Source organism: Amycolatopsis sp. NPDC058340, assembly GCF_042723975.1.
Classification (GTDB): Bacteria; Actinomycetota; Actinomycetes; order Mycobacteriales; family Pseudonocardiaceae; genus Amycolatopsis.
Genome location: NZ_JBHXIB010000083.1, coordinates 1 through 21,458, shown reverse-complemented (window position 1 = coordinate 21,458; position 21,458 = coordinate 1). Strand labels below are relative to the sequence as shown.

Genomic DNA, 21,458 nt, shown 5'->3' with positions numbered 1-21,458 from the left:
GCAATAGCCGGGCACCGTGCCGACGGACTTACGCTCGAACGCGTGTCGAAGAATCCTTTGATAGCCCCGTCCATCCTCTCCGCCGATTTCGCCCGGCTCGCCGACGAAATGGCCGCGGTGAAAGGGCGGCCTGGCCGCGGGGCGGACTGGCTGCACGTGGACGTCATGGACGCGCACTTCGTGCCGAATCTGACCCTGGGCCTGCCGGTCGTGCGGTCGATCCTGGCCGCCACCGACATACCGGTGGACTGTCACCTGATGATCGAGAAGCCGGATCGGTGGGCCATCGGGTACGCGGAAGCGGGTTCCCACAACGTCACGGTGCACGTCGAGGCGGCCGAAGACCCGATCATGCTCGCGAAGAACCTGCGGGCCGCAGGGGCGAAAGCGGGGTTAGCGATCAAGCCGGGCACGCCTTTGGAGCCCTATCTCGGCGTGCTCGAACACTACGACACCTTGCTGGTGATGTCCGTGGAGCCCGGCTTCGGCGGGCAGAAGTTCATCGCCGAGGTCCTCGACAAGGTGCGCAAGGCGCGCACGATGGTGGACACCGGGCATCTGAACCTGGTGGTGGAGATCGACGGCGGCATCAACACCGACACGATCGAGCAGGCGGCCGAGGCCGGCGTCGACTGCTTCGTGGCCGGTTCCGCCGTCTACGCGGCCAAGGATCCCGCGCGGGCCGTGGAAGGACTTCGCAGCCAGGTGGAAGCCCTTCGGTCACAGACGACGTGATCGACGCCGGGCGGAGCGGGGTCTCGGAGTCCGGCCAGGACTCCGAGACCCCGCTTTCACACTCCGAGCATCCGCCGGAGATCCGGGGCGTGGCGCCGCGAAACGGGAACCAGTTCAGGGGAACGGGAATCCGTGATCAGGAAGAGTTCTCCCTTGATACCGCGTTCCAGCTCCGCCACCCGGCGGAGGTTGACCAGATACCGCCGGTGCACCCGGCGGAACCCGTGCGGTGTCAGCATCCGCTCGACGTTGTCCAGGCCGCGGGTCGCGGCTTGGATCCGGCCTCGTTCGGTGACGAGCCAGACGATGTTCCGGTCGGCTTCGGCGTAGCGGATCTCCGACGGGGCCAGCAGGACGAGCCGGTCTTTCCGCATCCCGATGACACAGCGAGGCAGTGAACCGACCACGTCGCCGGAACTTCCGTCGTACGCCTCGCCTTCTTGCACCCCGAACGCGCACAGCAGGCCCACCACGTGGTTCGAGTCGACGACGGAACGCAGGGTCAGCGAGGTGGCCTCCTCGCCGGGACACACCGGCAGCCGCGCGTATCCGCTCCACTGTGGACTTCCCTGCGCCTGTTTCCTCGCCCACCGCACCACGTCGGGCAGCCCCGGGATGTCCGGGGTCCAGCGCTCCGCCGGTTCGGTCGCACCCGCGACGATGGGCGTTTCGCCGGTCAGCCCGAGCAACGCGACAGCCGACTCGTTCGCGGCGATGATGTTCCCGCCGCGGTCCATGGCAAGGAAAGAACCACCGGCATGGGGGGATTCCTTGGTGAATTCGGCGATCACCTTGTCCGCTTCGTAGATCGCGCGCCGATAGATCTCCTGCTCGACGCATGCGACGGCCTTCGTCAGCCACGGCGGCACGAACTTGGACAGCGACGCGTTCCAGCGGGAGATGTTGATCGACGCGACCGGTGCGCCGGTCACGATGTCGCGAATCGAAACGCCCGCGCACGCCCACTGATGAAAGGCTTCGCACCAGTGTTCCGGCCCGGTGACCGTCACCGGGCCGGACACTTCGAGCGAAGTCCCCATCCCGTTCGTACCGGTGCATTCCTCCGACCACGAGGACCACGGGGCGAGATTGTGCAGCTCGGCCCGCCGACGGGCGGAAGGGTCGCCCCAGGCGCCGAGGACACGTCCGTCGCCGTCCGTGACGGTGACGACGGCGCCGTCCTGTTCGACTTCCTGGCCTGCCAGCGCACCGAGACCGCCGAGCGCGGTGAAGATCACGCCGTTGTCGGCACGCTGGGCTTCATCGCCTCTCGCGCCCGGAGCGACGTCCAATCGCCGGTCCACTTCGTACCGATCCCGGCATCGGTACCACGACGCGAGGATTTCGGGCCGGACACCCGTCTCGATGTCCTCGCCCGAGGCGAAGTTCTCCCACGCGCGAGCCACTTCCTTCGCCGATGACGTGGTCACCAGCGAACCATCGGCCACGTGGTCACGTCTGCCGGGCCGACTCGATGCGATCACGAGCGGCGGCACTCTCCCGGTCATCGCGACCTCCTTGTCGCCGGCGCACCGGGGTTTCCTGAGACCGCCGGGCGGTGGCAGAGGAAACAAGGTAACCCGATGCGACACGAGATTTCAATACAACTTCTTATCGTCAGGAAATGTTGTTGTAGAACCACCTGATCGGCGGGCCACGCCGGCACGGGAGGTACCCAGCCGCCGGACCGGCGAACCCCGGCCACGGTTAACCCTCGGCAAATTGTCGGCCAGAAGGAACCAACCCGAGATTCATGATCGACCATCCGGGTATTTCCGGGAATACGCCATCACCTTGATCAATCCGCATACTTGTAGCGGCAGACCGGAAACAAATTCAGGTTCGCCTTACTTCGCGATAACCAGAGATACACGATTTCCCGGCGCGGGAGACGCGTCGACCGCTGATGTGCCGACGGCCACCGCCGGTCCTCGATTCACGACCGTTCGTAGGTCGTCCACCCGCATTCGTCCCAGGCCGCTTGCCCTGGATTCCGGGAGAAGTTTAGCTTGCGGCGGCGGCCAAGGGACGCGACGCGGCCCGATATGCGAGCAGGTCATCGGCACCGGACGGGCGTATTCCGGCCGGGCCGGCACCAGACCAAAGGCGGTCTCAGATGACACAGGTACGCCGACCCGACCAGGCAACGCACAGTCGCGAGGAAGCGACTGTGCGTGATGCGTGGGAGCGGTTCGCGCGAGGCGAGGACGACCTCCGTGGCGTGCGGCCGGAAATCGCGATCTCCTGGCACCGGTGCCGTGACCAGTACGGCGTCGACCCGAGCCTCACCGAGGCCCCGGCGGCCGTCGCCGAGGTCGGGCACGCGCTGGAGCACGACGTCGTGATCGCCGAACTCGGCTTCCGCGCCGCCTCCCTGGCGCGCGAGGTCAACACCCGCGGCGGCATCGTGACCATCACCGACGCCTCCGGCCGGGTACTGGCCCAATGGGGTGACCAGGCCACCCGCGCCGTCGCCGCCGAAGCCAACCTGGCGCCGTGGTTCTGCTGGGCCGAGGGTGCCACCGGGACGAACGGCATGGGGACCGCGCTGATGTCCTACGCCCCCGTGCTCATCCGCGGCGCCGAGCACTGGTGCGCGGCCTTCCACGACTGGACCTGTGCCGGCGTGGCGGTGCGGGACGTGGTGACCAGGAAGCCGGTCGCGGTGCTCAACATCTCGTGCTGGCGCGGTGAGCTCCCGCCGGCCGTGGGGACCTGGCTCGGCAACGCCGCCACGAAGACCCAGCGCATCCTGCGCCAGCACGCCAAGGACGACGGCGCCGAATTGATCGCCGCCTTCAACCACAGCAGGTCGGGCTCGCGGGCACCGCTCGCGGCCGTCGATCCCGCCGGCCGGGTCGTGCTCGCCGACGACACCGCGGGGGTACTCCTCGGCATCCCGGGCTCCACGCCGGCGCCCGATCCCGCGGTCCGGTGGAAACCGGAACTGCCGGAGTTCATCCGGGCGGCCGAATACGCCGCCGGGCAGGCGATGCGCAATCCCGGCTGGTCCGGTTCGACGCAGATCCGCACCCGGCTCGCCAACGAACCGACGTCGATCAGCTTCCGGCCGGTCTTCCTCGCCGGCCACCTGATCGGCAACATCGTCGCGTTCGGCGTCACCGAAGGGGATCCGGTGCAGCGGACGGCCGAGGACGCCCCTCTTCGCACGCAGCCGCATCGGATGGTCGCGACGCGCGAGAACCGCATGATCCTGCTACGGCTCCCCGAGGTCTCCTTCGCGCAGTCGGACGGCAACGACGTGTGGCTGTCCACCGACCAGGGCCTGCTGCGTTCCGCCTCGCCGGGTCTCGACCGGCTCGAAACCGAACTGGGCGATTCCGGATTCCTCCGGGTGCACCGCCAATACGTGGTGAACCTCAGCCGGATCCGGGAGGTCGAACGGCGCTACAAGGGCGAACTGTTCCTGGTCATGGACGACCGGGAACAGACCATGGTGCCGGTCTCCCGGCGGAACGCGCCGATGGTGCGCCGGGCACTGGAGATCTGACCGGCACGACCGGCTAGCCGCGGTACCGGTGCACGTCGCAGACGCAGTACATGAGACGGCACTCGAAACACTCGGGCTTGCCGACGCAGGTGATACAGCGCCCGCAGTGCACCGGTTCGGTATGCCGCGCGACGTCGTCCGGTCCGTAACGCTCCCCGCAGTACAGGCACGGCAACCGTTCCTGCCCGGGTGTGGTCTGCTGGTTCATCGTTTCACCTCGGCTTCCGTCGCCCGAAGCGCCGAAACGGTGGCCGGGTCGCCGCGGCGACCCGGCCACCGGCCGGTACCTCAGTGAAGATCCCCTGTCACAGGGAGAAAACGATCAACGCGGCGCCGTGCCCCTGACCGGACAGGCCGGGGACGATGCCTTCGAGCCAGCCACCCCAGCCGACCGGCACCGCGACGTGCTGCTTGCCGTCGACGGTGAAGGTGCTCGGGCTGCTGTGGTGACCACTGCCGCACTGGAAGCTCCAGAGCTTCTCACCCGTCTCCGAGTTCAGCGCCAGGAACTCACCCGAAGGCGTGCCGGCGAACACCAAGTTCCCCGCGGTGCTGAGGGTCGACGCGGCCATCGGCATGTTGTTGAGCCGGTGGCGCCACTTCTCCTCACCGTGGGAATCGAACGCGCTGACCGACCCGGCCATGTTGTCGATGTCGACCTCGACGGCGGCACCCCAGTAGGGCATGCCCTCCTTGAACTCGCGGCGACGCCGGGTGGCGGTGGCGCCCACGTCGGCGACCGGGACGTAGAACAGGTCGAGGTCCGGGTTGTACGACGCGTGCGTCCATTCCTTCGCACCGGCGGGACCGGGGAAGAAGTGGCAGGGCTCGCCCTCCTTGTCCGGGTACTTCCGCGGGGTCACCTTGCCGTCGCGGGTGATGACGCCCCAGTCGATCCGGTCGACGAACGGCGTGACGTGCTGCAGCTCGCCGTTGGTGCGGTCGAGGACGAACATGTACCCGTTCTTGTCGAAGTGGGCCAGCAGCTTCTTGCCGTCCCGCTCGAACAGGGTCATCTCCATGGTGGAGTCGTAGTCCCACAGGTCGTGCGGGGTGAACTGGTAGTGCCACTTGATCTCGCCGGTGTCGACGTCCAGCGCGACCACGCTGTCGGTGTAGAGGTTGTCCCCTTCACGGACCTCGCCGTCGAAGTCGGGAGCCGGGTTCCCGGTGCCCGCGTAGTAGAGGTTCAGCTCCGGGTCGTAGGTTCCGGTGACCCAGTGGTTCGCCCCGCCGCGCTGCCAGGCCTCGCCGTCGGCGGGCCAGGTCTCCGAGCCGGGCTCACCCGGCTTCGGCACGGTGTAGGTCCGCCAGCGCTGCTCGCCGGTCTCCAGGTCCCAGCAGTCGATGTGCCCGCGGACGCCGTACTCGCCGCCGGCGGAACCGGTGATGAGCGTGTCCTTGATGACCAGCGGAGCGATCGAAGCGCTCTCACCCGCCCGCACGTCGCCGATGGTCTTCTGCCAGACCTTCCGGCCGGTGGTGGCGTCGAGCGCGACCAGCTGGGCGTTCTGGGTCACCATGTAGACCTTGCCGTTGGCCACCGCGCAGCCGCGGTTGACGTTGGCACAGCACAGCGTGACGTCGATCGGGATGGCGTGCTTGTAGCGCCACAGCTGCTCGCCGGTCTTCGCGTCGAGCGCCCAGAGCCAGCCGTCCCATCCGGTGACGAACATGACGCCGTCGACCACCAGCGGGCAGGCCTCGAAGGCGTAGGTCGAGGTGGAGGCGATCATGCCGGTCGCGCTCGCCTGGAAGATCCAGGCCACCTTCAGGTTCTTGACGTTGTCGACGTTGATCTCGTCGAGCAGGCTGTGCCGCTTGCCGTCGTAGTCGCCGTAGTAGGTGATCCAGTTGTGCGACTCGCTCCGCGCCTGGAGGATGCGCTCGTAGTTGACGCCGCGCGTCACGTCCGGCGCGCTGTGGGGCAGATTGGACAGCTGACCGTGGTCGAACGCCTTCCCGGCGTCGACGTATTCGAGAGTCATGGTGATTCCTGCCTTTCTACGGCCGCGGCTGGGCGGGTCGGTCGAGCTTGGCTTCCGGCGGGACCTCACCGGTCACGACGATGGCGGCGGTCAGGCCGCGGCCCTCGTCGTTACCCGCCGGCGAGCCGTACCAGTAGCAGCCGGGGCCGTCGAGTTCGAGCGTCGCGGTGCCCTTGGAGTGGTTCAGCAGGCCGATGAACTGCTTGTCGCCGTTGCTGGGGAGCAGACAGGCGTGGGTGTTCTTGTCGTCGTTGATGATCGTCAGCTCGAGAATTCCGCCGTGCGGCAGGATCAGCACGCCCGGCTCCCACGTCATCGCGTCCTCGGGGATCCGGATGGTCGCTTCCATCGTCCCGTCGGCCCGCTCGGTCGCCTTGGCGATCGTTCCGGACCCGAGCACGGCACCGATGGTCGCCCTGTTCTGTCCGCCGATCTCCGCAAGAAGATCTTCTCGTTCCTGGGCAATCGTCATCGGACTTCACCTCCTCGTCAGCAGGAAATGCCTATTTCGCTGGATTCGCTGAAATATCGCTCACCGGAAACCCGACGTTCCCGTATTCAGCGTTTGATCTGTGCAACGAGTCCGAACCCTACGCCCGGGAAAGCAATTCCGATATCCATTGCCACCGACCGGCTCCGCTCCACCGTTCGCCCGGCGGTGGATACCGTTCGTGCGAATCGAAACCCGGCTGCCGGACCGGGGAACATCAGCTCGCCCCGAAACGGCCGAGTTCCATGACCTTCACCCACGCCGCGACGAAGTCCCGGACGAACTTCCCGCCCGCGTCCTCGCTCGCGTAGACCTCCGAAAGCGCCCGCAATTCGGAGTTCGACCCGAAAAGCAGGTCGACCCGGCTCGCGATCCACTTCACTTCCCCGTCGTCCCGATCGCGGCCCTCGTAGACCGCCGTCCAGACATCCTTGTGCCGCCTGGGAAACCACTCCGTCCCCAGGTCCAGCAGGTTGACGAAGAAGTCGTTCGTCAGCACCCCCGGCGACGAGGTCAGCACCCCCATCCGGGAACGCCGGTGGTTGGCGCCGAGCACCCGGAGCCCGCCGATCAGCACGGTCATCTCGGGTGGGGTCAAGGTCAGCAGGTTCGCCCGATCGATCAGCAGATGCTCTGGGGCGGCCCAAAAACCGTCACCCAGGTAGTTCCGGAAGCCGTCCGCTACGGGCCGCAACGCCGCGAACGACTCGACGTCGGTCCATTCCTGGGTCGCGTCGGTGCGCCAGGGCCGGAACGGGACGTCGATCTCGTGACCACCGGCCGCGGCGGCGTGTTCCACCGCGGCACATCCGCCGAGCACGATCAGGTCGGCGAGCGAAATCCGCTTGTCCCCGCGCTGGGAATCGTTGAACCGCCGCTGGATCGCCTCCAGCGCGGACAGCACGACGGCCAGCCGCTCCGGCTCGTTGACCGCCCAGCCGCACTGCGGTTCGAGCCGGATCCGCGCCCCGTTCGCCCCGCCGCGTTTGTCGCTGTCGCGGTACGTCGAAGCCGACGCCCACGCCGTCGTCACGAGCTGCGCCACCGTCAGGCCGGAACCGAGGATCTCGCGTTTGAGGGCGGCGATGTCGCCGTCGTCCACCGGTTCGTGGTCCATATCCGGTACCGGGTCCTGCCAGATCAGCCGTTCGGCCGGGACGAGCGGCCCCAGGTACCGCCGGATCGGGCCCATGTCGATGTGGGTCAGTTTGAACCAAGCCCGTGCGAAGGCGTCCTCGAACTGATCCGGATGCTCCAGGAAACGCCGCGAGATCGACTCGTAGACCGGATCCTCCTGCAACGACAGATCCGTGGTGAGCATGACCGGGTGGTGTTTCGTGTCCGGGTCGAAGGGGTCCGGCACGGTGCCCTCGCCCTGGCCGTCGCTCGGGATCCATTGCCACAGACCGGCCGGGCTGAGCTCGACGTCCCACTTGTACTCGAACAGCGTCTCCAAGAACGTGTGGTCCCACTGGACGGGCGTGCGCGTCCACATCCCTTCCAGTCCACTGGTGACCGTGTCCGCCCCGACGCCGCTGCGGCATCCGCCCATCCAGCCGAGCCCCTGATCGGTGAGCGGCGCGGCCTCGGGCTCGGGTCCGCCGGTCACGTTCGGATCGGCCGGGCCGTGCGTCTTGCCGAAGGTGTGCCCACCCGCGATGAGCGCCACCGTTTCCTCGTCGTTCAGGCCCATCCGTTTGAAGGTCTCCCGGATGTCGCGCGCCGCGAGCACCGGGTCGGGATTGGTGGCCGGGCCCTGCGGATCGACGTAGATCAGCCCCATTTCGGCGGCGGCCAGCGGCTCGTCGAGTTCACGCAGGCCGCTGTGGCGTTCGTCGGCGAGCCACTTGCGTTCCGGCCCCCAGTACAGCTCGTCGGGTTCGCACACCTCGGCCCGGCCGCCGCCGAACCCGAAAGTCTTGAACCCCATGGATTCCAAGGCCCGGTTACCGGCGAAGACCATCAGATCGGCCCAGGAGATCTTGCGTCCGTACTTCTTCTTCACCGGCCACAGCAACCGGCGGGCCTTGTCCAGGTTGCGGTTGTCCGGCCAGCTGTTCAACGGGGCGAAGCGTTGCATTCCCGCGGCCGCACCGCCTCGGCCGTCGCTGACGCGGTAGGTACCGGCGGCGTGCCAGGCCATGCGCAGCACGAGAGGACCGTAGTGACCGAAGTCGGCAGGCCACCAGTCCTGCGACGTCGTCAGCACTTCGTCGATGTCATGTGCCAGTTCGCCGAGGTCCAGCGTCTTGAAGCCCTCGGCGTAGTCGAAGTCCGCGAACAGCGGTTCGTCCTCGGGCCGACGCCGGCGCAAGGCCGTCAAGTCGACCCGGGCCGGCCACCAGTCGTTGGCGTCGCCGCCCGCCGCCGGATGATTCCGCCGCCGGGCCTGCCGGGTCTCGCCGAGAACCTTGTCGTAGGTCCGGTAGACGTGGGTGTCGGGATTCTCGGGCATCGTCGCCTCCCCAAATGCCATCGCCGCCTTGTCGCCGGAACGGCGACACCGCTCAGCCGAAGACCAGTGGCAACAGGATCGCGGCGCTGACCAACGAGATCCCGCTGAACAGGTCGGCCCGGATCCGGACGACCTTTGCGGCCATCCTGCCGACGTACAGGCCGGCGAACGTCATGACCACGGTCATCGCGCCGAACGTCAGCATCGGGACCACAAGGGAGAATCCGGCGATTCCCAGCCCTGCGCCCGCGATGAAATTGTCGACGCTCAGCGAAAGCGGCATGCCGAAGAGGGTCACCCACGGATGATCCATGTCTTCCGGCTCCGGATGACGGATCGCTCCGACGATGAAGTACACGCCGTACAACCCCAGCGCCGCCGCCCCGATGTACTCGCCCCATTCCCCGAAGAAGTCACCCAGATAGCTACCGAGGAATCCGCCCAAGAGCGGCCCGACCGCGTCCCATATCCCGAAGATCAGGGCGACCTGCAAGGCGCGCCGCCAGCCGAACGGGATCGTCCCGATGGCGATCGCAGAGCGGAAATTGTCCAGGCTGAGCCCGAAGGCGAGCGCGAGCAGTGGCAGGAATTCAAGAGACATCTGAACCACCTCGAAAGTGCAGGCAGGGAGACCAGGGAGAGCGGGCCGGAAAACGGTTCGATTCCCGATGGCCGGAACTCACAACCCACGGGGAGCTCGTGACTTCGCCGGTGGACTGTCGAAAGGCGTGACGCAAGGCCCCGCGGACCGGGTTTCCGATCCGGGGCCTTGCGTCGACGCCGACGCAGCCGGGAAGCAGGCTTTCGGGTACCTGCCGCGACTACGGGAAAACGGACAGCACGGGCCGGTGCGCCCGGCTGTCAGCCACGGTAGAAGTAGCCGGTGGCCTCAGCGCACACCTCGACGACCGTGTACTCCGGAGTTTCCCACTTCATAATTCCTCCTCGCTGTTGACTACACCCGGCGACGGGGCGAGCCGGGCATTCGTGATCCGCGCAAACTCGAGGACCAACTCACGAAATTTCGCGGCCATGAAAGAGCATCCTCGATTTAACGAAGCCGGGGCAACCGACCTTGAACCACTGGGTGGCAACCGGTGCCGAACGGCGTCCTGGCGCCCACGAACGGGACGGGTGGGTGCACGGACGGCCACGGCACCTCACCCACCCTCACCAGGCCCACGTCGGCGGTGCGGCGAGGCCGTCACGTCATCCGGCGACCACTCGCCCATGTCTCCACCGGCGTTGCGAAAGCCACTTTCACCACGTTGGAGGTTGCGAAAGTGGCTTTCGCATCCCGGCGACCCGAACGTGGCCGGCCGCGGCCATAAGAACTTCACTTCGGCCTATAAGGCGTTTCGATGACGATCGGGCGATTTCGCCGCGAATCGGGGATTAAACTGCCGACGTGCGAATCTACCTTGGCTCCGATCACGCCGGACTCGAACTCAAGAACCACTTCGTCGAAAGGCTCTCCGCGCTCGGCCACGAAACGATCGATGTCGGGCCGTCCGTCTACGACGCGGACGACGACTATCCGCCGTTCTGTGTCGAGGCGGCACGGCGTGTCGTGGCCGACGAAGGCAGCCTCGGTATCGTCATCGGCGGTTCCGGGAACGGGGAACAGATCGCCGCGAACAAGGTGCCCGGCGCACGCGCCGCGCTGACCTGGAGCGTGGACACCGCCAAGCTCGCCCGGCAGCACAACAACGCGCTGCTGGCGGGTATCGGCGCCCGGATGCACACGGTCGAAGAGGCCGAACACATCGTGGACGCGTTTCTCACCACCGCGTTCGAGGGTGGACGCCACCAGCGCAGGATCGACCTGCTGTCCGGCTACGAGCGCACCGGCGAAGCGCCCGCGCTGCCGGGGAACTGAACGGATCCGGCCCCGGGCCGGCCGCCCGGGCAGTTGTCCACAAAGGACGTCTTAAGGCAAACAGGCCCCGAACGCCGACAGGCGGCCAGAGGCGCGGGGGTCGTGAGTGAAAAAGAGCGTTAGAACGACCATTGCCACTCACGACCCCCTCGCGCCAGGTCACAGCCGGACTTACACGACAGCGCCGAGCCCGAGCTGCTGCTCGATCTTCTCCCAGAGGCCGTCGTCGTCGGAGACCACGCCGCCCGCGTCACGGACGGCCCACGCCGCGGTGACGACGGACCGCAGCATCTCGTCGCTGCCGGCCGTGTTCTGCTTGCGGGACAAGGCATCCGGCGCACGTTCGGGGGCAGGCAGGGGCGTTCCGGGCGCGAGCAGCCCGCTCAAATCCGCGGCGACGTACGTCGGCCGCGCGGACGGCTCGGCGAAGGCCAGATCGCGCAGGCGGGAAGCGCCGCTCAGGACGAACAGCGAGTCGAGGCCTGCCGAGTTGGCGCCCGCGATGTCGGTGTCCAGCAGGTCCCCGCACACCAGGGTCTCGGAGTGCACGGTACCGAGCCGGGCCCGGGCCAGGTCGAACAGCGCCGCTTGCGGTTTCCCCACCACGTAGGGGGATGCGCTGGTAGCGGTCCGCACCAGGGCGACCAGCGCCCCGTTGCCCGGCGCCCGCCCGTACGGTGTCGGCAACGTGAGGTCGACGTTCGTGGCCACCCAGGTGGCTCCCGCGTCGGCGAGCCTGCCGACCGCCGCCAGCTCCCGCCAGGTGACGTCGGTTCCCAGCCCCTGGACGACGGCCTCCACCGGCGCGCCGTCCAGCTCCGCGACGCGGACCGGGGTCAGCCCGGCCTCGGTGAGCGCGCGGGCGACCCCCGGACCTCCCACCGCGAACACGGGCGTCCCCCGCCCCAGCCGCTCCGCCAGATATGCCGCGGCAGCCTGCGAACTGGTGACCACCGACCAGCCCCGCGGGGCGACGCCCAGCCCGCGGAGATGGTCGCTCACGTCCTCGGGTGGGCGGGACGCGTTGTTGGTCGCGAACACGACCGGGACACCTCGCGACGTCACATGGTTCAAGGTCGCCACCGCGTGGGGAACGGCCGAGGGCCCGCGGTAGACGACGCCGTCGAGGTCGCAGATCAGCCCGCGGTACCGCGTGATGAGCGGATCGTCCCCGGTGTTCTCGCCGGTCATGCCGTTCGGCGCCCGTCCTGCTCGCGCCGGGCGGCGTGCGGGCGTTCGGATCGCACGATCCGCACCGTCTCCGGCTTCGAGGACATCACCAGGGATTGCGTGACGACGCGGCCCGGGTGGTGCTGCACACCTCGTAACAGCTCGCTTCCGGTCACTCCCGTGGCGCAGAAGAGGATGTTCTCCCCGTCCACCAGGTCTTCGGTGTGGAGGATCTTCCCCTCAGGCCGTAGCCGGGCCTGTAGCGAGCCACCCGAGCAGGTGAGGGCGGCCGCGGCGATGACCCCCTCGGCCGCTCCCCCGGCGCCCAGCAGGATGTCCACCGGGCTCTCGGGCCGCGCCACCGCGATCGCGCCGGCGACGTCACCGCCTTCCAGCAGATGGACCCGCGCGCCCGCGTCGCGGATTTCGTGCACGAGATCCCGGTGCCGCGGCCGGTTGAGCACGGCGACGACGACGTCCGACACGCGAATGTCCTTGGCCTTGGCGACCGCTCGCAGGTTCTCCGCCACCGGGCGGCCGATGTCGACGACGTCGACGCAGTCGGGGCCGACGGCCAGCTTCTCCATCGAGGCGACCGGCGACGGGTCGAACAACGCACCGCGCTCGGCCACCGCGATCGCCGTCAGGGCGTACGGCACGTCCTTGACCGTCGAGAGCGCGCCGTCGCCCGCGGTGATGGCGACGTCGCACACCGGGCCGTCCCCGCTCCCGACGTCCTCGCCGGCGGAAAGGACCGGCGTGGCGCTCTTCCCGCCCGTCACCACGACGCCGCGCATCCGCACCGAGCCGAGGAGTTCGCGTATCGCGTGGATGGCGGCGGCCTTGCCGCTGTTCCCGTCCCCGGGCCCGGCCCATTCGCCCGCCGCGATCGCCGCCGCCTCGGTGACGCGCACGAGTTCGAGCGCGAGCGCCTGCCCGGAGCCATCGAGCGCCATCCCCGGACGACCGGGGATGGCCCATTCCTGAGTCTTCATCGTTCTCACTTCACTCGACCGAACAAGGAAACAGCGCCGCGGGCGACCGGTCCGGCTGTCCGCGTGGCCGGACCGGCCGCCCCTCAAGCGGGCGCGAACCGCATTCAGCGGGCGGCGGCGTTCGCGACCGCTCGTTCGGAGAGCGCGTTCTGGGCGGCGGCCCGGTTGGCCTCGTCGCCCCGCCAGGCCTCCAGGGCGGGCCCGACGAGCGCCCGTCCGAAGGAGTAGGTGAGCTCCCAGGGAAGCGGGTCCAGCTTCTGCATCGCGCCGAGGTGCCGGGTCGCCAGTTCCGGGCTTTGCCCGCCGGAGAGGAACGCGATCCCCGGCACGGACGACGGGACGGTCTCCCGCAGGGTCTCCACCGTCGCCTTGGCGACCTCGTCCACCGTGGGCCGCTCCGGGCTACCGGTCCCGGCGACCACCATGTTCGGCTTGAGGACGATGCCGTCGAGCCGCACCCGCATCAGGTCGAGTTCCTCGAACAGCGACTCCAGTACGGCCGTGGTCACCTGACGGCATCGCTCCAGCGAGTGGTCCCCGTCCATCAGGACCTCGGGCTCGACGATCGGCACCAGACCGGCCTCCTGGCAGAGACCGGCGTACCGCGCCAGTGCGTGCACATTCGCCCGCACCGCGCGGGCCGAGGGCTCGTCCTCGCCGATCGTGATCACGGCCCGCCACTTGGCGAACGTCGCGCCGAGCCGCACGTAGTCGGTCACTCGCTCACGAAGGCCGTCGAGGCCCTCGGTGATCTTCTCGTCCGGTGACCCCGCCAGCGGCTTCGCGCCCGTGTCGACCTTGATCCCGGTGAGGATCCCGATGTCTTCGAGGAACTCCGGGAACGTGCGGCCGTCGCTCACTTTCTGGTGGAACGTCTCGTCCGCGAGGATGATCCCGCTGATGGATTCCGAGAGCCGCGGCGTCGTGACGATCAGTTCCCGGTACACCCGGCGATTTTCCGCGGTCGCTTCGACGCCCACCTTCTCCAGCCTGGCGGACATCGTCCCGATGCTCTCGTCGGCGGCGAGGATACCGCGCCGATCGGAGACCATCGTGCGCGCGATCTTGTTCAGGGCTGACATCTACTGTTGCTCCTCCTGTATCGGACACCGGATGGTGTGACATTTCCGCGAGAGTTCTGGATCAGGTCATCGATCCGCGCCCGTCGACCGCCAAGCTGGGCTCTCGCGAGTGCTTGCGCTTCCGCCAATCGACCATCCGCGGTTGCTGCCCCGGCACGACGACCGGCGGCATCGGGCTGCCCTTGGACACCGCGATCTCCAGTAATTCCTTCGCGTGGTCCGGGAGACCCCGCCGTTCGCTCCAGGTCGCGTAAATGGGTTTGGCAGGCATCTCCTGGTCGACGGTCACCAGATGCAGCCGTCCTTCCGCGAGTTCGGACCGCACGGTGGAGACGTTCAGCACGGTCACCCGGCGGCTGGTGGCGACCGTCTGCTTGATCGCGGCGCTCGACGGGAATTCGACGTAGCCACGCGGAACCCGTGCGGTTCCCAGCAGTTCGTCGGTGAACTCGCGCAGCCCCGAGCCGCGCTCGCGCAGCACGAGCGGGGCGGCCGCCAGCTCTTGCACGGTCAAAGGGCTGCGCCTCGTCGCCCACGGGTGCTTCGAACCGACCACCACGGCCAGCTTGTCGTCGCAGATGTACCGGGTCATCAGGTCCTCACGGGACTGTTCCCGCCCTTGCCCACCGGCATGGCACCAGCCGTCGACGAACGCGAGATCGACATGGCTCGCCCGGATCAGCCGGTGCAATGTCTCCACACTGCCCGTCTGGACCTCGACGCGCGCCTCACCGAACGAGAAACCCGAACGGTTCAGCCATTCGGGGATCAGGTGCTCGGAAACGGCGGGGCTGCCCGCGATCCGGAGCCGTTTCGCGTCGGAAGACCTCGCCCCGGAACCGAATTCGAGCAACTCCCTCGCCGCCTGCATGACGTTGCGGGCGTACTTCGCCAGCATCTCCCCGTCTTCGGTGAGCTTCGATCCGGCGGGAGAGCGCTCCAGCAGCTTGAGGCCGAGGCGCCGTTCCATCGCGCTGATCCGGATACTGGCGGCGGGCTGGGAAAGGCTGTGCGCTTGCGCGGCTTTTCCCACGCTCCCGTGGCTTTCCACCGAGAGCAGCAGATCGAGGTCTGCGAGCTGAGGCATCTTCGACGGAAGAACCACGGTTTCACCTCTCATTCCGGACTTCGCCGTGCTGTCACCACGTTCGGTTCGCACGGGACGCCGGGAATGTGCTGAGCTCCACCGGCGCCCCGTGCTGTGGAACGAGCCTGCGGGGAGCGGAAACGCGTGGTCAATCCATCCGGCACGAACGCCCGGCTCCCGGGCACGAACGGTGTGCACCAGGCCACTTACGGGCCGGATCGGACGCTTGGGCGGATGTGAACGGGCTCACGCACCCTTTCGTGGCGGCGAAGGCTCCATTCGTCACCGATCCACCGCCGTTCGTTCTCGCGGATCCCGCCGGAGTGCCGCGTCACACGCTCGCGCGGCGCGGATGAGGAGGAGTTCGGCCCGCTCCTCCCGGACGGCCTTCCGCACCTCGTCCGGGAGCGATCCGCTCGCCAGCAACTCATCGGTGTCCGCCAGCACGCCGTGCTCGTCGTCGGTGAACCGTGGATAGAGCGCGCGGGCGAAAGCGAGTATGAACTCGGGCCGGGCGGTGGCCGCCATGGCCTTCAGCGTCCGCCGATAGCGTTCCGCGTACCGGGTGAGCAACGCTTCCTGTCCCGGCTCCCGCAACCCCGCCATGACGGCCTTCTTCTCCGCGAGTGAAAGGTCGTCGCCGGACAACCGCGCCCACGCCTCGTCCTTCGCCGCGACGGTGGGGCGCACGGCTTCCACCATCAGGGCGTTCCGGTGGCCGCCGTCCCCAGGATCGGCTTCCCGCGCGACGTCCAGCAGCCCGCCGACGTCGCATCCGATCGCCGCGAGGCGGAACAGGCTCCGCCACCGGAGGTCCCTGTCCACTTCCAACCCGGCCCAGGGAGACCGTCCGCACACGATCTCCTTCAGCGGACCGCCGGCCCGCGCGACCCCCACGAGGACACGGGCGAACACCAGCTGCCGATCACCACCCGGCGCGGCGCCCGCCAACCGCTCGCGGAGGCGATGCGCCAGGACTTCGAGCGCCCGGCGCCGATCGGCGGGGTCACCGTAGACCCGCACCGCCCGCACGGCGCGCTCCAGAAGCGCCTCCAGTACGCCGTCGTCATTCTCACGGACTCCATGGGTGAGAACGGCCGACGCGTAGCTTCGTGCGGGCAATCGCGCGTCGAGCACGTCGTCCCACAGCGCTCCCCACACGACCGCCCGCGCCCGCCGATCATCCAAAGTGGACAGAGCACGCAAAGCCGTCCGGCGGGACCGCGGATCCAGCCTGACCTTGACGTGGCACACCGCGTCGTCATTGGGCACCAGCAGGTCCGGGGCGCCGAAGACGGCGAGCTCCCCTTCGGACCTGCCGGGGGTGAGCACGACGGTCGCGCGCCGCCGCGGCACCAGCTCGCCGCCGCGGTCGTCGAAGGCGGCGACGCGGAGATTCAGGTGCCGCGGCCGGACGTCCGGATCGGGAAGCTGGACCAGCCGGTCGCCGTCGGCGAGACGGGACACCTCGACCGTGTTGACACCCCGGCGAAGCAGCCATTCGTCCACCCAGCGATCAAGATCCTCGTCCGACACCTGTCGCAGCGCGGCCACGAAGTCGTCGAGGGAGGCGTTCCCCCACGCGTGTGCCCGCAGGTACGTCCGCACCCCGGCGACGAAGGTCTCCCATCCGAGGCGCCCGGCGAGGTCGCGCAGGACCGCGGCGCCTCGTTTGTAGACGATCGGGCCGAAGTTCACCCTCGCGGCGTCGGTGTCGAGGGTTTCGACCCGGATCGCGTGGCCGGTGGGCAGCCGGTCGGCATGCCGGGCCACCGGCAGGGCGTGGTGCGCGTAGGCGGTCCAGCCTTCCCCGTACCCGGTCGCGTCGCGCTGCGCGACGATCGACATCAGCTCCGCGAACGCCTCGTTCAGCCACAGGTCGTCCCACCAGCGCAGGGTCACGTAGTCGCCGAACCACATATGCGCCATCTCGTGCAGCAGCACCTCGGCCCGCCGTCGCCGGATGTCACGGGTGACCCGATGCCGGAAGAGGAACCGCTCGTTGAGCGTCACGCAACCGGGGTGTTCCATGCCCCCGAACGCGTATTCGGGCGCGAAGACGTGATCGTACTTGGTGAACGGATACGGCAGGGCGAACAACCCGCTGTAGAAGTCGAGGCCCCGGCTGATCACGTCGAACAGCTCGGGCGCGTCCGCGACGAGTTCTTCGAAGAGCGAATCCCGCGCGTACAGTGCCAGCGGCACTCCCCGGTGGCGGGAGGTCAGACGGCGGAACGGGCCCGCGGCGAAGGCCACCAGATACGGCGGCAGCGGCGGCGTGGGTTCGAACCGCCACACCGTCCGCCCGCCGGCGGGCCGCGACTCGACGGGGCCGGTGTTGGCGACCACCACCGCCCGGTCGCAGGCGGTGACGGTCATCTCGACCGTGGCTTTCAGATCGGGCTGGTCGAAACAGGCGAACACCTTGTGCGCGGCGAAAGGCTGGAATTTGGTGTGCAGGTAGACGCGGCCGTCGAGCGGATCGCGGAACCGGTGCAACCCCTCGCCGGTTCGCGAGTAGGGAGCGGTGCCTGCCACCCTGACCGTGTTCGCGCCGGGACGCACCTCCAGCCGGACGCGCGTCCCGTCCTGCGCGTCCGGCCCCAGCTCCCGGCCATTGCACTCGACCGACTCGGCCGTCCCCGCGAAATCGAGGAAGACGGGCCCGCTCCCGGTCCCGGCCCGGAAACGGGCCACCGTGGTCGTCGCGAACGCCCGATCCCCCAGTGTCAGATCTATGTCCACTGTGTACCGGACATCGAAGATCGCGGCGGACCGTGCCGCGGCTTCGTCCCGCGTCAGCGGGCTTCCGGCCGCGGCACGGCTTCCGTCGGGCATGTTGTCATCGCCTTCGCGCCGAGACGGTCGGCCGCCGGTAGACGAGCTGCTCGCGGATCACCTCGCCGGTCGCCGCCGTGCCCTCCTGATTTGCACGGACGAGGGCCGACTGGACCAGGTGATGGTCCGGTGAGTGCTGGCACACCGGATCGGTGCGGCCCGCGTCCCCGGTCAGCGCGAACGCCTGGCACCGGCACCCGCCGAAATCCAGCTCCTTGCGAGGACAGCCGCGGCAGGGATCGGGCATCCACTCCGTGCCCCGGTACGCCTCGAACGCGGCGGATTTCGTCCAGATCCACTCGAGGTCGTGGTCGCGAACGGACGAGAACTCCATCGTCTTGATCTCCGCGGCGACGGGGCACGGGTAGACCACGCCGTCCGGCGCCACGGTCAAGGCGTTCTGCGCCCAGCCGCCCATGCACGGTTTCGGGTAGGGCTCGTAGTAGTCCGGCAGGATCCAGAGCATTTCCATCCGCTCGGCCAGCTCGGCCTTCCGGCGTTCGTAGACGCCGACGGCCTCGTCCAGCTGGGATTTGCTCGGCATCAGCAGCTCGCGATTGCGCAGAGCCCAGCCGTAGTACTGGCTGTTGGCGAGTTCCAGCCGCTCGGCGCCCCATTTCACGCAGACGTCGATGATCGCGTCCAGCCGGTGCAGGTTCAGCCGGTGCAGCACCACGTTCATGTTCAACGGCAGCCCGGCGTCGCGGATGATGCCGGCGGCCGCCTCCTTCTTGTCGAACCGCTTGCTGGCCGCGACCAGGTCGGTCGACTCGGCCGCGTCCCCCTGGATGCTCAGCTGGGCACTGTTGAGGCCCGCCTCGACAAGCGATTCCGCCCTGGCCTCGGTGAGACCGAGACCGCTGGTGATCAGGTTCGTGTACAGGCCACGACGGCGGCACTCGGCGACCAGGGTCTCCAGATCGCCGCGGACGAGGGGTTCGCCGCCCGAAAAGTGGACCTGGACGACGCCGAGCCCGGCCGCCTCGCCGATCACCCGCACCCATTCGTCGGTCCCGAGCTCGTCCTCCCGCTCGCGCAGTTCCAGCGGGTTCGAGCAGTAGACGCAGTGCAGCGGGCACCGGTGCGTGACTTCGGCCAGCAGGCCGTACGGCTGCGGAGTCCCGTTCATGTGACCACCACCCAGCCCCGTCCGCTCGCGTCGCGGAGGAACGTCATCACGTCGTTCACCAGATCGGTCGCCTCGAACTCCTGCTCGAGCTGCTCGACCAGCTGCCGCACGGTCCGGCTGCCGTCGCACAGGCCGAGGATCGCCGCCCCCGACTTGTTCAGGAGCACGACCCGCTCCGGCAACAGGAGAAGCTCCACGTCGCGGACGCTGTCGTGCTTGAGCATCGCCTTCGTCGCCAGCCGGGGCGTCGCCGCCAGATCGCTGTCGTCCATCACGAACCCTTGCCGTACGCGAACTGCACGGCGTCCAACAGGCTCCACAAGACATCGCATTTGAACTCCAGGGCTCGGGCACAGGCGTCCTGCTGTTCCCTGGACTTCGCGTGCTCCAGCACCAGCTCGAGCAGATGCGCGATGTCCTTGGGCTGCTGGGTCAATCGGGCCCGGAAGTACTCCAGGCCCGCCTCGCCGATCCACGGGTAGTGCCGCCGCACGTCGGTGATCCGCCTGCTGAGCAGATCCGGCGCGAACAGTTCCGTCAGCGCCGACGCCACGGATTCCAGCCACGGCTTTTGCCGGCAGAAGTCCACATAGGCGTCCACCGCGAACCGGACCCCGGGCAGCACCGTGTCGACGTCGAACAGTTCTTCGCGGGTCAGGCCGACGGCTTCGCCGAGGCGTACCCATTTCTCCATGCCGCCTTCGGTTCCTTCGCGGCCGTCATGGTCGATGATGCGCTGAATCCATCGGCGACGGTCGGCCCGGCCGGGCAGTTTGGTCAGGATGAACGCGTCCTTCACCGGCAGGTTCATCTGGTAGTAAAAGCGATTGCGGACCCAGCCGCGGAACTCTTCCTCGGTCAGCGTTCCCGCATGCATCCGTTCGTTGAACGGGTGCAGATGGTGGTACCGCTTCTCCCCGATCGACCGCAGCCGTGCTTCGAACTCCTCCGCGGACCAAGCGTTCATACTTCCACCTCCAAGCCGGCTCGACCGACCTCGATGCCCAGGCTCGTCAGCCACCGCCGCTCGCCGGACCCTTCGTCGAGGATCGGGTTCGTGTTGTTGATATGGGTGTAGATCTTCCGTTTCGCCGGAAGCGCCGCCAGCGCGCGGGCCGAACCGTCGGCGCCGCCGACGGGCATATGCCCCATGGACCTCCCGGTCCGGTTTCCGGCTCCCCGGCAGGACATCTCGTCGTCCGTCCAAAATGTCCCGTCCAGGAAGACGCAATCCGCCGAGGCCACCTGCTCGGCGAACTTCGCGTCCCATCGCGGCAGCGTCGGGGCGTACACGACGGTTCCGCCCGTCACCTTGTCCTGCAGTCGGAAGCCGACCTCCCACTCCGACGAGTCGCGATGCGGCGAATGCCGCGACTTCCCGACATAGCGTGGCGCCTTGGAACCGGTCAGGAAGGCGGTCACCAGCAGCCGGTCGTCCAGCTCCAGCGGCTGGCCGATTTCGAGCAGCGACCACGAAAGATCCGCGTAGTCGCTCAGCAGCTCCCGGACCGGGAACCACGAACTCAGCGCCTCCAGTACGGGATAGGTCCCGTAGACCTTCAGCGACGACTCCTCGCGCAACATCAGCAGGCCGATCGTGTGATCGAACTCCGCGTCGGTCAGGAGCACACCGGCGACCGGCGTCGCCCTGATCTCCGGCCCCGGATGCAGGGCGGGATCCGCCGCGATCTGGTGATGGACGTCCGGGGTCGCGTTGAGCAGGAACCACCGCTCACCGTCCCCGGAAACCGCGATCCCGGCGTGCATCGTCGCGACTTCGGGCTTCGCCCGGGCGGTACGGCATCCGGCGCAAGCGCAATTCCATTGCGGAAAGCCACCGCCTGCCGCGACTCCGAGGCAATGAACGAACACACGTCCTCCCTCGAATCCGGCCCCTGACCGCGGCCGTGACCTGAACTCGGTTTGTCTTCGCCCACCTTCTTCGTCCACGCCGGGCCCTGACAATCGATCGCGCACGACCGGCACCGAATCCTTGACGAACGGGCACCCCGCCGCCACGAACGGGCCGCCGCGATCGTGGCCGTGAACAGGCGCACCGGGCGGCTGAGCCGCACTCACGGGGACGGTGTGGTTATTCG

At 68.3% G+C, this 21,458-nt stretch carries 18 protein-coding genes; 3 read left to right on the top strand and 15 right to left on the bottom strand.

Translation table 11 applies throughout. The features are described from left to right. The first annotated feature begins 57 nt into the window (after window positions 1-57). Window positions 58-735 (top strand): ribulose-phosphate 3-epimerase, encoded by a 678-nt coding sequence (rpe, locus tag ACFWIW_RS40865; protein WP_378373401.1) that lies wholly within the window; start codon window positions 58-60, stop codon window positions 733-735. A 56-nt stretch (window positions 736-791) separates the two neighbouring features. On the opposite strand, the gene ACFWIW_RS40860 is transcribed toward rpe, so the two are convergent. After that, window positions 792-2,165 (bottom strand): LytTR family transcriptional regulator DNA-binding domain-containing protein, encoded by a 1,374-nt coding sequence (locus ACFWIW_RS40860; protein ID WP_378373400.1) that lies wholly within the window; start codon window positions 2,163-2,165, stop codon window positions 792-794. Between the two features lie 740 nt (window positions 2,166-2,905). On the opposite strand from ACFWIW_RS40860, the gene ACFWIW_RS40855 reads away from it, so the two are divergent. Beyond that, window positions 2,906-4,246, top strand: coding sequence for a LytTR family transcriptional regulator DNA-binding domain-containing protein (locus ACFWIW_RS40855; protein ID WP_378373399.1), 1,341 nt, complete (start codon window positions 2,906-2,908; stop codon window positions 4,244-4,246). Window positions 4,247-4,259: 13 nt separating this feature from the next. On the opposite strand, the gene ACFWIW_RS40850 is transcribed toward ACFWIW_RS40855, so the two are convergent. The 5 genes from ACFWIW_RS40850 to ACFWIW_RS40830 form a co-directional block, all read right to left on the bottom strand. Then, entirely contained in the window at window positions 4,260-4,454 is a 195-nt protein-coding gene (locus ACFWIW_RS40850) for a recombination activating protein 1 (protein WP_378373398.1), read from the bottom strand. 97 nt (window positions 4,455-4,551) lie between these two features. Next, window positions 4,552-6,234, bottom strand: coding sequence for a PQQ-dependent dehydrogenase, methanol/ethanol family (locus ACFWIW_RS40845; RefSeq protein ID WP_378373397.1), 1,683 nt, complete (start codon window positions 6,232-6,234; stop codon window positions 4,552-4,554). Window positions 6,235-6,250: 16 nt separating this feature from the next. Beyond that, on the bottom strand, window positions 6,251-6,706 hold the full coding sequence (locus ACFWIW_RS40840; RefSeq protein WP_378373396.1) for an MSMEG_3727 family PQQ-associated protein: 456 nt from the start codon (window positions 6,704-6,706) through the stop codon (window positions 6,251-6,253). Between the two features lie 235 nt (window positions 6,707-6,941). Next, on the bottom strand, window positions 6,942-9,179 hold the full coding sequence (gene katG / locus ACFWIW_RS40835) for a catalase/peroxidase HPI (RefSeq protein WP_378373395.1): 2,238 nt from the start codon (window positions 9,177-9,179) through the stop codon (window positions 6,942-6,944). Between the two features lie 52 nt (window positions 9,180-9,231). Next, window positions 9,232-9,780: a manganese efflux pump MntP family protein gene (locus ACFWIW_RS40830; RefSeq protein ID WP_378373394.1), complete on the bottom strand. Its 549-nt coding sequence runs from the start codon at window positions 9,778-9,780 to the stop codon at window positions 9,232-9,234. Window positions 9,781-10,587: 807 nt separating this feature from the next. On the opposite strand from ACFWIW_RS40830, the gene ACFWIW_RS40825 reads away from it, so the two are divergent. Beyond that, window positions 10,588-11,058 carry a ribose-5-phosphate isomerase gene (locus ACFWIW_RS40825; protein ID WP_378373393.1) on the top strand — a complete coding sequence of 157 codons (471 nt, stop codon included), beginning with the start codon at window positions 10,588-10,590 and terminating at the stop codon, window positions 11,056-11,058. Between the two features lie 171 nt (window positions 11,059-11,229). On the opposite strand, the gene ACFWIW_RS40820 is transcribed toward ACFWIW_RS40825, so the two are convergent. The 9 genes from ACFWIW_RS40820 to pqqB all read right to left on the bottom strand — a co-directional run bounded on the left by ACFWIW_RS40820 (window position 11,230) and on the right by pqqB (window position 21,231). After that, window positions 11,230-12,249, bottom strand: coding sequence for an HAD-IIA family hydrolase (locus ACFWIW_RS40820; RefSeq protein ID WP_378373392.1), 1,020 nt, complete (start codon window positions 12,247-12,249; stop codon window positions 11,230-11,232). After that, window positions 12,246-13,223 carry a fructose-bisphosphatase class II gene (locus tag ACFWIW_RS40815; protein WP_378373391.1) on the bottom strand — a complete coding sequence of 326 codons (978 nt, stop codon included), beginning with the start codon at window positions 13,221-13,223 and terminating at the stop codon, window positions 12,246-12,248. Before ACFWIW_RS40815 ends, ACFWIW_RS40820 begins: the two co-directional genes overlap by 4 nt. Before the next feature lie 104 nt (window positions 13,224-13,327). Beyond that, window positions 13,328-14,305 (bottom strand): class I fructose-bisphosphate aldolase, encoded by a 978-nt coding sequence (locus ACFWIW_RS40810; RefSeq protein ID WP_378373390.1) that lies wholly within the window; start codon window positions 14,303-14,305, stop codon window positions 13,328-13,330. A gap of 61 nt (window positions 14,306-14,366) precedes the next feature. Next, window positions 14,367-15,410, bottom strand: a complete 1,044-nt coding sequence (locus ACFWIW_RS40805; RefSeq protein ID WP_378373389.1) for a LysR family transcriptional regulator — start codon at window positions 15,408-15,410, stop codon at window positions 14,367-14,369. Window positions 15,411-15,674: 264 nt separating this feature from the next. Continuing rightward, complete coding sequence (gene pepN / locus ACFWIW_RS40800; protein ID WP_378373388.1) at window positions 15,675-18,230, bottom strand: aminopeptidase N; 2,556 nt, start codon at window positions 18,228-18,230, stop codon at window positions 15,675-15,677. 4 nt (window positions 18,231-18,234) lie between these two features. Next, window positions 18,235-19,359 (bottom strand): pyrroloquinoline quinone biosynthesis protein PqqE, encoded by a 1,125-nt coding sequence (pqqE, locus tag ACFWIW_RS40795; protein WP_378373387.1) that lies wholly within the window; start codon window positions 19,357-19,359, stop codon window positions 18,235-18,237. Next, complete coding sequence (pqqD, locus tag ACFWIW_RS40790) at window positions 19,356-19,631, bottom strand: pyrroloquinoline quinone biosynthesis peptide chaperone PqqD (RefSeq protein ID WP_378373386.1); 276 nt, start codon at window positions 19,629-19,631, stop codon at window positions 19,356-19,358. The genes pqqE and pqqD overlap by 4 nt, the downstream gene beginning before the upstream one ends. Further along, window positions 19,631-20,326 carry a pyrroloquinoline-quinone synthase PqqC gene (gene pqqC, locus ACFWIW_RS40785; protein ID WP_378373385.1) on the bottom strand — a complete coding sequence of 232 codons (696 nt, stop codon included), beginning with the start codon at window positions 20,324-20,326 and terminating at the stop codon, window positions 19,631-19,633. Before pqqC ends, pqqD begins: the two co-directional genes overlap by 1 nt. After that, window positions 20,323-21,231, bottom strand: coding sequence for a pyrroloquinoline quinone biosynthesis protein PqqB (pqqB, locus tag ACFWIW_RS40780; protein ID WP_378373384.1), 909 nt, complete (start codon window positions 21,229-21,231; stop codon window positions 20,323-20,325). The genes pqqC and pqqB overlap by 4 nt, the downstream gene beginning before the upstream one ends. Window positions 21,232-21,458 lie beyond the last annotated feature (227 nt).